This window comes from Pedobacter nototheniae, assembly GCF_004335085.1.
GTDB classification, from domain to species: domain Bacteria; phylum Bacteroidota; class Bacteroidia; order Sphingobacteriales; family Sphingobacteriaceae; genus Pedobacter; species Pedobacter nototheniae.
The window spans coordinates 1-12302 of record NZ_RQRS01000016.1; the positions used below are offsets into that span (position 1 = coordinate 1).

General features: G+C 36.3%; 11 protein-coding genes. 8 read left to right on the top strand and 3 right to left on the bottom strand.

Going from position 1 to position 12302, the window contains the following annotated elements; translation table 11 throughout:
- Positions 1-174: 174 nt before the first annotated feature.
- Positions 175-1161: an alpha/beta fold hydrolase gene (locus tag EHC72_RS14380; RefSeq protein WP_131538413.1), complete on the bottom strand. Its 987-nt coding sequence runs from the start codon at positions 1159-1161 to the stop codon at positions 175-177.
- Between the two features lie 91 nt (positions 1162-1252).
- On the opposite strand from EHC72_RS14380, the gene hutH reads away from it, so the two are divergent.
- The 6 genes from hutH to EHC72_RS14410 all read left to right on the top strand — a co-directional run bounded on the left by hutH (position 1253) and on the right by EHC72_RS14410 (position 7050).
- On the top strand, positions 1253-2743 hold the full coding sequence (gene hutH, locus EHC72_RS14385) for a histidine ammonia-lyase (protein ID WP_131538414.1): 1491 nt from the start codon (positions 1253-1255) through the stop codon (positions 2741-2743).
- 114 nt (positions 2744-2857) lie between these two features.
- The gene (locus EHC72_RS14390; RefSeq protein WP_131538415.1) at positions 2858-3253 is read left to right on the top strand and encodes a DoxX family protein; all 396 of its coding nucleotides are present in this window, start codon (positions 2858-2860) and stop codon (positions 3251-3253) included.
- A 10-nt stretch (positions 3254-3263) separates the two neighbouring features.
- A complete protein-coding gene (locus tag EHC72_RS14395) occupies positions 3264-4328 on the top strand; it encodes an NADH:flavin oxidoreductase/NADH oxidase (RefSeq protein WP_131538416.1) in 1065 nt (354 codons plus the stop codon).
- 248 nt (positions 4329-4576) lie between these two features.
- Positions 4577-5578, top strand: coding sequence for an SPFH domain-containing protein (locus tag EHC72_RS14400; RefSeq protein ID WP_131538417.1), 1002 nt, complete (start codon positions 4577-4579; stop codon positions 5576-5578).
- A gap of 13 nt (positions 5579-5591) precedes the next feature.
- Positions 5592-5831 (top strand): hypothetical protein, encoded by a 240-nt coding sequence (locus EHC72_RS14405; RefSeq protein ID WP_131538418.1) that lies wholly within the window; start codon positions 5592-5594, stop codon positions 5829-5831.
- Between the two features lie 28 nt (positions 5832-5859).
- A complete protein-coding gene (locus tag EHC72_RS14410) occupies positions 5860-7050 on the top strand; it encodes a hypothetical protein (RefSeq protein ID WP_131538419.1) in 1191 nt (396 codons plus the stop codon).
- A gap of 52 nt (positions 7051-7102) precedes the next feature.
- On the opposite strand, the gene EHC72_RS14415 is transcribed toward EHC72_RS14410, so the two are convergent.
- Complete coding sequence (locus EHC72_RS14415; RefSeq protein ID WP_131538420.1) at positions 7103-9415, bottom strand: TonB-dependent receptor; 2313 nt, start codon at positions 9413-9415, stop codon at positions 7103-7105.
- A 123-nt stretch (positions 9416-9538) separates the two neighbouring features.
- Complete coding sequence (locus EHC72_RS14420; protein ID WP_131538421.1) at positions 9539-9871, bottom strand: hypothetical protein; 333 nt, start codon at positions 9869-9871, stop codon at positions 9539-9541.
- Positions 9872-9939: 68 nt separating this feature from the next.
- Here EHC72_RS14420 and hutU point away from each other — a divergent pair, with 68 nt between their 5' ends.
- Positions 9940-11610: a urocanate hydratase gene (gene hutU, locus EHC72_RS14425; RefSeq protein ID WP_170311731.1), complete on the top strand. Its 1671-nt coding sequence runs from the start codon at positions 9940-9942 to the stop codon at positions 11608-11610.
- A gap of 3 nt (positions 11611-11613) precedes the next feature.
- The gene (locus EHC72_RS14430) at positions 11614-12183 is read left to right on the top strand and encodes a TlpA family protein disulfide reductase (RefSeq protein WP_131538422.1); all 570 of its coding nucleotides are present in this window, start codon (positions 11614-11616) and stop codon (positions 12181-12183) included.
- The last annotated feature ends 119 nt before the right edge of the window (positions 12184-12302 follow it).

The following is a 12302-nucleotide window of genomic DNA, read 5'->3' on the forward strand; positions in this document are numbered from 1 at the left end:
GCATTTGCTGCAGTAAAAAGAGGAACACCCTACATATCAAACCTAGCAGCATAAATAATTCTAAAGTAATGCTTCTCAAAAAATAATTAACTTTTTGTTTGCATTAACCATAGAATACGGGTTTAGATACAAAGGTTAAGATTAGCGCAATACAATTTCCGAAAAAACGGGTGCTTACAAACTCCCCGTCAACGCAACCAAAAATTCTGTCGGAATTTCTATATGCGGAATGTGTCCACAGGCCTCAAATTCTACAATTTTAGCCCCTGGAATTTTAGCAGCTGTTTGCTTGCCCAAAAATTTATACTGCCCATGCAATGCCTGCTGATCTGGTGTTAATAAGCCCTTTCCAACAATAGTTTTATCTTCTTTTCCGATAAATAAAATGGTTGGAACTTTTAAATTTTGAAATTCATAAACAACAGGTTGTTCGTAAATCATGGTAAAAGTTAAAGCAGCAACTTTTGCCCATCTCGGGTAATCGGCGCTAAAAGTAACACCTGCAGCCACATCAACTAAGCTTTCATATTCGGGTTTCCACAAAGTGAAATAAGAACTCTGATAGTATTTACGAACACTTTCTGCAGTTGTTTTAAGCTCCGTTTGGTATTGTTGTTCTGTGTTAACGTAAGGAACAAAAGTTTTATAATCTTCCAGTCCAATTGGGTTTTCCAAAAGTAGTTTCTCCACTTTATCTGGGTACATTAATGCAAATCGAGTAGCCAGCATTCCGCCCATACTATGGCCCAAAACAGAAGCTTTTTGAATCCCTAGTGTATCTAATAGCTTTTTATTCCAAGCCGCCATTTGATGGAAACTATAGTGAATAAATGGCTTTGATGATTTTCCAAAACCAATTTGGTCAGGTGCAATAACCCGGTAGCCATTTGAAGTTAAGGCCTTAATAACATTTCCCCAATAATAACCGCCAAAGTTTTTACCATGAAATAAAATTACTGTACGTCCATTTGGAGCAATAGTTGGAGCAACATCCATATACGCCATTTTAATATCTTGCCCTTCTGTATTAATCGGTAAATATTTTATTGGATATGGATATTTTACGTTTTCGAGCGTAATAGACAGCGTATCAGTTTTTTGTGCTTTAGTATATAATGATGTGACGATGCAAATAACGAGTAAAATGAAAAATCTCTTCATGTTTTTTATAATTTATGAGTAATAACGAAAGCTAATCGGCCTAATTTAAGACTTAATTTATATTTTTGACCAACCAAATAGATTAAAAATCATGCCTGTATTTTACCTTGGAGAATCACTTTTAACCGTAAATTCTCTTTCTAAAATTATTTCTGAAGCACAAACTATAGCCTTAAGTAAAGAAGCTATTGGAAGAATTGAAAAATGTAGAAATTACCTTGATGATAAGCTAAAACACCATAAAGGCCCAATTTATGGGATAAATACTGGCTTTGGCTATCTTCAGCATATTAAAGTAGAGGAAGAAAATTTAACGAAATTACAGCACAATCTTTTGCTTTCTCATGCATGTGGAACTGGAGAAGAAGTGCCTGCAGAGATTGTAAAGTTAATGTTGCTTTTAAAAATTCAATCGTTAAGTTATGGGTTTTCTGCTGTTGCATTAAGTACGGTGCAAAGGCTGGTTGATTTTTATAACCACAATATTTTACCTGTAGTTTACACGCAAGGCTCTTTAGGGGCATCAGGAGATTTAGCTCCGTTAGCACACTTAGCTTTACCATTAATTGGTGAAGGCGAAGTGTTTTACGAGGGCAAAAGAATAGATACCAAATCATTATATAAAACCTTAAACTGGCAAGCACTTTCATTACAATCTAAAGAAGGCTTGGCCTTAATTAATGGTACACAGTTTATGAGTGCTTATGGAATTTATATTCTTTTAAAAACTCAAAAATTAAGCAAATGGGCAGATGCTGTTGCAGCTATTTCTATTGATGCTTTTGATTGTAGAATTGATCCTTTCCATCAATTAAGTCACCAAATAAGACCGCATAAGGGGCAATTAGAAACAGCGGCTAATATTAGTAAATGGCTGGCAGGAAGTGAACTTATTCAAAAAGAAGGCAAACAAACACAAGATCCATACTCTTTCCGTTGTGTACCACAGGTTCATGGAGCCAGTAAGGATAGCATTGCTTACATTACTACAGTTTTTGAAACGGAAATTAACTCTGTTACGGATAACCCAAATGTTTTTCCTGATGAAGACCGAATTATTTCTGCCGGGAATTTCCACGGACAACCGCTGGCTTTAAGTTTAGATTTTTTATGTATTGCGTTGGCAGAACTTGGTTCAATTTCTGAACGTAGGGTTTTTCAGTTAATTTCTGGGCAGAGGGGTTTGCCGCCTTTTCTGGTTAAAGATGCTGGCTTAAATTCTGGCTTAATGATTACTCAATATACCGCTGCATCCATTGTAAGTGAAAATAAACAGCTCTGCACACCATCATCCGTTGATAGTATTGTGAGTAGTAACGGGCAAGAAGATCATGTAAGTATGGGTGCAAATGGCGCTACCAAATGCCTTCGTGTGGTGCGGAACCTCGAAAATATTTTAGCTATTGAATTACTAACGGCGGCACAGGCTTTGGATTTACGCCGACCGTTAAAATCATCACCGACAATTGAAAAAATTATATCTGCATACAGAGAAAAAGTTAGCTTTAACGAAGCCGACAGAATTTTATCTACAGATATTCGTAACTCCGTAGCTTTCATGAAAGCTCAACAGATAGATTAAAGCTAAGTTTTTAGCCCAAATATTATAACACTTCTGTAAAATAAAGGATAATGTTAGCTCGGTTAAAACATCCTTAATATGCAGATTGTATGTTTGTATAATAACTCTGGTTTTATGGATAAAAAATGGGCTTATTTAATCAGTCGCTTAGCTGTTGGACTTAGTTTTTTTGGGCACGGACTTGTTCGCTTGCCAAAATTAGAAGGATTTAGCCATTGGATGGTTGCGCAGTTTTCAAAATCTATGCTACCGGAAGCATTGGTTGTTCCTTTTAGTTACGCCCTGCCCATTCTGGAATTTATTTCAGGATTATTAATTGTAGTCGGCTTATTTACGCGTCAAGGATTGCTTTTGGCAGGCTTAGTTTCGCTAGCACTTATTTTTGGTACAACCATGATTGAGAATTGGGAAGCACTGCCCTCTCAATTAATTCACGTGGCTTTTTTATCCGTGTTATTGGCATGCCTGCCGCACAATAGTTATGCGGTAGATAAACTTATTAAAAGATAATCATAATTATATGTCGAAATTATTTTCTTCCTTAAAGATAAAAGACGTTACTCTAAAAAATCGTCTGGTTATATCGCCAATGTGCCAATACTCTGCGGTAGATGGTTTTGCAAACGATTGGCACCTGGTTCATTTGGGAAGCCGTGCTGTTGGTGGTGCAGGATTAATTATTCAGGAAGCCTCAGCTGTTACAGAAGATGGAAGAATTACCTACGGCGATCTTGGTATTTGGAAAGATGAGCATATTGAAAAATTGAAACAAATAGTTTCCTTTATTCACGAAAATGGAGCCATTGCAGGGATTCAGCTTGCACACGCCGGTAGAAAAGCGAGCTGTGAATTGCCTTGGAATGGTGGCGAACAAATTGCCGAAGGTCCAAAAAGCTGGCAGCCTGTGGGTCCTTCTCCCGTTCCATTTAAAGAAGGCCAGGTTTTACCACATGAATTAACCATTAAAGAGATACAAGATATTGTTTTTGCTTTTAGAGCTGCTGCCAAACGTGCTGTTGATGCCGGTTATAAGGTAGTCGAAATCCATGCCGCACATGGTTATTTATTACACCAGTTTTTTAGTCCGCTGAGTAATAAAAGAACAGATATTTATGGAGGAAGTTTCGAAAATAGAATCCGTTTAGTTATTGATGTTGTGGAAGCTGTACAGTCTGTATGGCCAGAAAATTTACCAGTTTTTGTGCGTATTTCAGCAACAGATTGGACGAAGGGTGGCTGGAATGAAGAAGATTCTGTACATCTTGCTGCGGTTTTAAAAGATAGAGGCGTTGATCTTATTGATACTTCTTCAGGTGGAAATGTGCCGGATGCAGTTATTCCGGCAGGTCCGAATTATCAGGTTCCCTTTGCGGATAAAATTAGAAATGAAATTGGAATTTTAACTGGCGCAGTAGGCGTTATTGTAGAAGCCCAGCAGGCAGAAGATATTTTGGAGCAGGGAAAGGCTGATTTAATTTTCATTGCACGACAATCCTTACGTGATGCATATTTTCCAACGCATGCTGCAAAAATTTTAGGCGATGAGATAGATTGGCCCAATCAGTACGTACGTGCTAAAAGATAATTATCTGAGAAATAAACAATAAAAGCCGATATCCATCGGCTTTTATTGTTATATGGCAAAGCCAAAACTTGATTGGAGTTTTCCAAACGGATTTTTAAGCGAATTTAAAATGGGTATAATCTTTGCTATAAATTGATTAACTAAAGGAAACGTCCTCGATTAAAACAGCCTCATCATTTCGGTAAACTATTTTATATAAAGCCGAATTGCCTGCTTTTATCAGGAATACTAATCAAAAATTAAAAATTATGGGCTTAAAAGAATATTTTAAAAGGCAATTATCGCAAGTTATAGAGTGGAATGATCAACAAACCGACTTGCTGGTGTATAAGTTCCCTTCAGAAAATGATGAAATAAAAAACGCAGGCAAGCTTATTGTATCGCCAGGTCAAGGAGCCATTCTTGTTTACGAAGGAACAGTTACCGATCATATCACAACTCCGGGCATTTACAACCTGGAAACAGATAACCATCCATTTATTACTACATTATTAAAATTAAGGACCAATTTTGAAAGCGAGCATAAGCTTAAGATCTATTTTTTCCGAACTTCAGAAAATGTAAATCAAGGTTGGGGCACTTCTCAAGCTATAAAATATGTAGATCCTGTATATCACTTCCCGGTAGAACTAGGTGCAAATGGTAGTTTTTCTTTCAAAATTAGCAATGCCTTACATCTTTTTACCCAAGTGGTTGGATCAAAAGATGTTTATTCGGTTCAAGAGGCACGGCAACTATTACAAAGCCGTTTCCCGCAAACGTTAGCCTCTGTATTGGCTACAGCAGGCATTTCTTACCAGCAAATAGATACGCAATTAGCTACATTATCAGAAAGTTTAAAAGTACAGCTTAATGTAGAGCTTGATAAGTTGGGATTTGAACTTACAGATTTTAAACTGAATGGAACTGTGTTTGATGAAAGTACCAAAGAAAGAATTAACAAAATTGCCAATATAACTGCTGATGCAATGGCAGCAGACCAAGGTGGTTTAACGTATGTAGAACTTGAGAAACTGAAAGCACTTAGAGATGCCGCAAGAAATGAGGGGGGGCTTGCAGGTGCTGGATTACAGTTTGGAGCGGGAATGGAGCTTGGAAAGGCATTTAATGTTGAAAAAGATCTACAGCTAAATAACAACAATGTAGATCCTGTTGCTAAACTACAACAACTAAAACTTTTACTTACTGAAGGAATTATTACGCAGGAAGAATTTGATGGTAAAAAGAAAGAGTGGTTAGATAAATTATAGTTAAACCTCTATTATGAAAAAGATTATTGGCATTCTAATTACCCTTTTAGTTATAGCATTTGCAGCAATAATTATTGTGAGGGTTTGGGGTATTTCTATTATAGGTTTAGATAATATCTTAAAAAGTAGCTTAACCTTAATTTTGCTTGCTGTATTAATAGTTGTTTTACTTATTGCATATGGCTTCTTTTTCAGAAACCAAAGTGCCGGTTATAATAAAAATACTGGCGGCAAGGCACAACCCAAACTTTAATTAAAATATTATTGAACTTAACGCTCCTATGGCTAAAAATATTAAAGCAATAAAATGCCCTAACTGTGGCAGTATCCATAAAACAGAGATTAAACCCGATTACTTTAGGTGCGATAGCTGCCAAACCGAATATTACTTAGATAATGACGATATAAATGTTAACGTAAACTACAACCATAATTCTGCTCAACCGATACTAACTCCTGAGCAAACATCAAAAAAAGTGGCGCTCATTTTTGGTGCTCTTGTAATGTTTGTTTTGATGGTATTTTTCTTCCTGATCCCTAGTTCTAAAAAAAGTAAGACCGATAAGATTGAAGAAAAAGAAAAATATGATTATTCAAGTATAGATAATGCTGTTTATATGAATTCCGTATCCAATGAGGTGATGTATATGAGGATAGCCAGAGAACATTTGAGAGAGAAAAATGGCAATTATGATTTCGTGAACACACACATTGTAGTTGTAAATCCGATAACGAAAAAGCAGGTTAAGGATCAAATTATTTTTAATAGAATAAGGCGCCTTGACGATCATTCTTCAAATTTTAAAATAACGTCAGATCATTCAATTTACATGGTTTATAATGAATCAAAACTTTTTAAGCTCGATAAAGCTGCAAATACTTTGGTTGATATAACAGAAACTATGTTTAAAAATCATCCTGAAATAAGCGCAGGTATTGCTAAAATTAGTTTTAACAATGATAATCTGGTTATTTTAACCAATGAGGGCAATAAATTCAATTACCTTATTGCCTCAGATCAACTTTTTAAAGATGAAGATTGGAAAGCATTTGAAACAGCAAGAGATAAGCTAATTACTGAGCCTTATTTTAGTTTTAATTACACTGATAAATTATCCAAAGTATTGCCCGGAGAGGATTACGATAAAAATAAACCAGGAAATTTTACGCCAGATCGGAAATATTTTCAACCGGAAATTATATATCAGGATAAAACAAGTTTACTTATCTCTATGAACGCTAATGCTAGCGATAGGGCTCCACTAACATTACAAAGTCTGGATGTAAATACAGGAAAGGTTTTGTGGGTTTTACCTGGCAAGCCTTTAAATTATAGAATCGCAACTAAATGTAAAGAGGGTTTTGCTGTACATTATTTTGCTGGCGAAGAAATGGATTACATAAGCGGGGTTTACATCATTTCTCCTGAAGGGAAAATTTTATACGATTATCAAATAGCTAGAAACGAATAATCATATTACAAAAAAGCCCCTGCTTGATTAATCAGCAGGGGCTTTTTTTGTGCTATTTTACCAAAGTAAAAGGAATGTACAAGCCGAAGGTAATGTTTCTTCCTGTGTTGTAAACGCCTAAGTTTGGATTTTCTGAATCAAACCTACCTGGTTTAAATCTGCTTAAAGCATCATAATATTTCTGATCTAACAAGTTATTTGCCGATACAGACAATTTAATTGGTTGCTTGCCTAAATTAAAGGTAGCGCCAATGCCAGCATTTAATAAAGTATAACCACTGGTTCTAGTTTCAAAATCCTGATCTATTCTATTTTGTTTAAAAGCAGAGGTAATCCCTACCGATAAATATGCATCATTTGTGCCTTTAAGTTTAGGCTCAAATCGCAGTTCGTTTCTTAAATTTGCCGCCGGTATAAACGATAATGGCTTATCCATTGAGGTGTTTTGTGCATGCACATAACCAAAAGTATTTTCAAAATGGATAAAAGGAACTGGGTGGATCGTTAAGCTAGCTTCAGCTCCGTAAAGGTTCGCATTTACCTGCCCATAATGATATACATTGAACTGATCTCCATCTACCTCTCTTACTTCTCCATTGTTTGAAGCATAAATATAGTTGTGGATATAATTATTGTATACACTAGCGCTTGCACTTACTATTTTGCCCTCATATTCTAAAGCAGCATCAATTTGATAACTACGCTCTGGATTTAAGTTCGGGTTACCAACCTCATAACGGAAAGTGCCTTCATGTACACCATTTGAGCCTAGCTCAGCAGGATTTGGAGCACGGAATGCAGAACCTGCATTTGCTTTAAAATTCCATTCATCGTTAAACTGATGTGTAAAACCTAAAGCACCACTTACATTAGAAAATTTGTTCTCAAAAGGAGCAAACCTCTCCTCACCATCATCAAATAATTGTTTACCATTATTCTTACGGAAATCATAGCGAGCACCTAAACTAAAAGTATTGTTATCCCAGTTCTTTTTAGCGTAAGCAAATACACCAATTCCATAAGTATCATATGCAGGAACTAAAAATTCTGTTCCTTTATTTTGACTATGACCAGCATCTGCACTAACACCAAAAACAGGTTGCCATCCATTCATTTCATGGATGTAATATTTTAAATCTGCATTGTATGTTTTCAAGTCGAAGAATAAAGCAGGATCTGGTCCATCTAATTCCCTACGTTGATTTTGTTGATAGCCAAAATCCGCTTTCAGGTTTCCGTTGCCTAAAATAAAGTTGTTATTTAAAGCAATTTTGAAATGTCTTATATCCTGACGAGGATATTCAAGCGTTCTGTTTTTATAGTCTGAATTTGTAAAAGGATCACCGTCTTCCTTAACAAAATTGCCATCAGCATCTAAAGTAGGTTCATAAAAACCAATGTTATTTCTAAAGTTGGATACATTTAAATGTGTATAACCCCAACTCTTATTCAAGCCAACCATTCCACTTAAATCCGTTTCATTAAATCCAGAATTGGGAAAATAACCTGTTGGAGTTTTAAAAGAATAGGCATTTTTATAAGTACCACGTGCTCTCCAAACAAAACCATTTTCATTGCCATTTAGCATTAAAGAGTTAGCGGTAAGACCATTGTTTGTAGAATAATTTGTAATAAATTCACCCTTAATTTGTCCTTCAGGTGGGCTACTTGGCTCTAGTAAGTTAATTACGCCACCCAAAGCATCAGAACCATACATTAAAGAAGCAGCGCCACGTAATACCTCAACACGATCTGATTTAAATTGATCGATTTCTATACCATGTTCATCGCCCCATTGCTGTCCTTGTTGTTTAATTCCATCGTCTAAAGTTACAATTCTGTTATAACCCAAACCTCTTATCACAGGTTTAGAGATGGATGGACCGGTTGTAATTTGTGATACTCCAGGGATTTTTGTCAAAGCATCAATTAAATTAGTTGAAGGCGCTAAAAGCTGGTCTTTGCCCACCACAGCAGATGATGCACTGTTTCTTCTGCTCGTACTACTAATTAAACTTCCGGTAATAACAACCTCTTTAGTTTCTATAGCGGTAGGTTGCAAACTAAAGTCTAGGTTTGCGGTGCTTGCCAGATTAACCGTTTTGGTTGCTGTTTTATAACCTACATAATGCACCTCAACCAAATAAGTGCCTTTAGCTGGTAAATTGTTTAGTGTAAATTCACCATTGTTATCAGTTACTGCCGTTACGCGTAAATCAGGAATAAAAATGGTTGCGCCAGGTAACGTTTGTTGATTACTTGCATCAGTTACTTTACCCTTAATGTCTTTTAAAACCGCTGCAAAAGCAGTATTTGAAAATATTGTATATAGAATTACAAGGCCAATAAGCTGTAATTTTTTCATGTTATAAATTTTTTAAAATGGAAAATGGAATAGCCAAAAACGCTGTGTAAAACAAAACGTTTAAAGTATTACATTAATAAATAATGGAAAACAAATAATAATTATTTGCTAAAACAGGAAAAATTAAGCCAATGGGGGACCTCGTAAAGTTGTTCTCTTTAATTCGGTATAAAAACTCTTTAAAACAGGTTCTGTTTGACTGAATAATTTAGCCGAAAGAAATATTTTATATAAATGATGTGTTTGAACATAGTTTTTTTCAAAGCCTGCATTACAAATTAAGCAATTTTCGGCATGTGCCTGTACATGCGTTAAGTGTTTGCAATTAATTTCTTTTGGCGCAACTGGAACCGTATCATGATGATGTATAAGGCTCCATGGGGTTAAAGCAATAGCAAAAACAAACAGCATAATTGCTGATAAGTAATTTTTAATATTTTGTTTTTGCTTTTTCAATGAGCCAAAAGTAGTAAATAGTATGCAAATATATATCTTTGAAGCGTAACATTGCTTTTATAGTGAATATGACTACAATTCTAACCAACGGTTTAAATTTAAGCCAAAAACAAACACCAACTGGGCCAGCATTAAATTGCAAGGGCTGGATTCAAGAAGCCGCATTACGCATGCTTTTAAATAATCTAGATCCTGATGTTGCCGAAAGACCCGAAGATTTAATCGTTTACGGTGGTCGCGGTAAAGCAGCCAGAAACAAAGAATCGCTAAGTTTAATTATAAAAGCACTTAAGGAACTGGAAGATGATGAAACACTTTTAGTTCAGTCAGGCAAACCTGTAGCCGTATTGCCTACACATAAGGATGCGCCAAGGGTTTTAATTTCCAATTCACAACTGGTTCCAAAATGGGCTACTCAAAAACATTTTGATGAGCTGGAAGATAAAGGCTTGATGATGTATGGCCAAATGACTGCAGGTTCATGGATTTACATTGGCTCACAAGGTATTGTGCAAGGTACTTATGAAACTTATGCGGCGCTTGCTAAAAAGCATTTTGATGGCAGCTTGAAAGGTAAGTTGAATGTTACAGCTGGTTTAGGCGGTATGGGTGGAGCGCAACCTTTAGCCATAACGATGAATGAAGGAGTGTGTTTGGCAGCCGATGTTGAAGAATGGCGCATACGTAAACGTTTAGAAACCCGTTATATTGATGAAATTATTTTTGATGTGGATGAGGCAATTGATAAAGCCTTAACTTATAAAAACGATCAAAAAGCCATTTCTATTGGGGTAGTTTGTAATGCAGTAGTATTATTGCAACGGTTAATTGATCGTGGCATTACCCCAGATACTTTAACCGACCAAACTTCAGCACACGATCCTTTGATTGGCTATTTCCCTGAGGGTTTAAGCGTTGATGATGCTGCGACTTTACGTAAGGATAATCCTGATGAATATGTGAGGCAATCTTACGCAACTATGGCGAAGCATGTAAAACAAATGCTAGAGCTTCAAAAACGTGGAGCAATTACCTTTGATTATGGAAATAACCTGCGTGGAAGAGCCTTAGAAGCTGGTGTAGAAAATGCATTTGATTTCCCTGGTTTTGTGCCAGCATATATTCGTCCTTTATTTTGCGAAGGAAAAGGCCCTTTCAGATGGGCAGCTTTAAGTGGCGATCCACAAGATATATATGAAACAGATAAACTTATTTTAGAACTTTTCCCTGAAAACGAAAGTTTGCACCGATGGATTAAAATGGCACAAGAGCGTATTGCTTTTCAGGGTTTACCTGCCAGAATTTGTTGGTTAGGACAAGGCGAAAGAGAAAAGGCTGGCCTTGCATTTAATAAATTAGTTGCCGAAGGCAAAGTAAAAGCACCAATTGTAATTGGTCGCGATCATCTGGATACCGGTTCGGTAGCATCCCCTAACCGGGAAACTGAAGCCATGCTTGATGGATCAGATGCTGTTGCAGATTGGCCGGTTTTAAATGCATTAATTAATACAGCAGGTGGTGCCAGTTGGGTATCGCTACATCATGGCGGCGGTGTTGGCATTGGTTATTCTATTCATGCAGGAATGGTTATCGTGGCTGATGGAACAGATGAAGCTGCGGCTCGCCTGAAAAGAGTTTTGCACAATGATCCTGCGATGGGCGTAATTCGTCATGCAGATGCTGGTTACGATATTGCAAAAGATACTGCCCGTAAGTTTAGATTAGGATTAAAACCATAATAAATGAAATTGATTAAAAAACACATCTTTAACGTCTTATTCATTGTTCTGCTTCTGGTAATTGTGTTCGTGCCCGATGCAAAATCGATGCTCATCCAAGGATTAATAAAGGTGGGCTTTTATACACCTAAAATAGAAGAAACCAGTGCCAGTGTAAGCAATTTAAATGGTATTCAGTTTAAGAATCTTAAAGGCGAAGTGGTAGATTTAGGCGATTTGAAAGGAAAAGTAATATTCCTGAATTTCTGGGCAACCTGGTGCCCACCGTGCAGAGCTGAAATGCCGTCGATAAGTAAACTTTATAATCAATTTAAAGACGATAAAAATATTGTTTTCATATTTGCCGACGCAGATGGAAATCTATCAAAATCATCCCAGTTTATGCTCGATAGGAAATTCGAAATGCCAGTTTATAAAATTGAAAGCGATATACCTAAGGCAATTTTCGAAAGTGCTTTGCCTACTACAGTTATATTTGATAAGCAAGGTCGTTTGTCTTTCAGGAACGAGGGGATTGCAGATTATTCAAATAAGAAATTTGTAGATTTTCTCAATAAACTGAAAAATATGTAGCTAGATTATTGTTTCTACAATATTTTGGCCTCAATAGGCTTTCCTTTAATCTACTCTGTTCCTAATTGATAGGCAGGAACTACCTTGCAATAATTGCTTGTTTTTAAAATATTCATCAA

Coding starts and splice junctions, on each gene's coding strand:
- EHC72_RS14400 (WP_131538417.1), top strand. CDS start 4,577: ATGGGCTTAAAAGAATATTTTAAAAGGCAATTATCGCAAGTTATAGAG.
- EHC72_RS14380 (WP_131538413.1), bottom strand. CDS start 1,161: ATGAAGAGATTTTTCATTTTACTCGTTATTTGCATCGTCACATCATTA.
- EHC72_RS14410 (WP_131538419.1), top strand. CDS start 5,860: ATGGCTAAAAATATTAAAGCAATAAAATGCCCTAACTGTGGCAGTATC.
- hutH (WP_131538414.1), top strand. CDS start 1,253: ATGCCTGTATTTTACCTTGGAGAATCACTTTTAACCGTAAATTCTCTT.
- EHC72_RS14395 (WP_131538416.1), top strand. CDS start 3,264: ATGTCGAAATTATTTTCTTCCTTAAAGATAAAAGACGTTACTCTAAAA.
- EHC72_RS14390 (WP_131538415.1), top strand. CDS start 2,858: ATGGATAAAAAATGGGCTTATTTAATCAGTCGCTTAGCTGTTGGACTT.
- EHC72_RS14405 (WP_131538418.1), top strand. CDS start 5,592: ATGAAAAAGATTATTGGCATTCTAATTACCCTTTTAGTTATAGCATTT.
- EHC72_RS14415 (WP_131538420.1), bottom strand. CDS start 9,415: ATGAAAAAATTACAGCTTATTGGCCTTGTAATTCTATATACAATATTT.
- EHC72_RS14430 (WP_131538422.1), top strand. CDS start 11,614: ATGAAATTGATTAAAAAACACATCTTTAACGTCTTATTCATTGTTCTG.
- hutU (WP_170311731.1), top strand. CDS start 9,940: ATGACTACAATTCTAACCAACGGTTTAAATTTAAGCCAAAAACAAACA.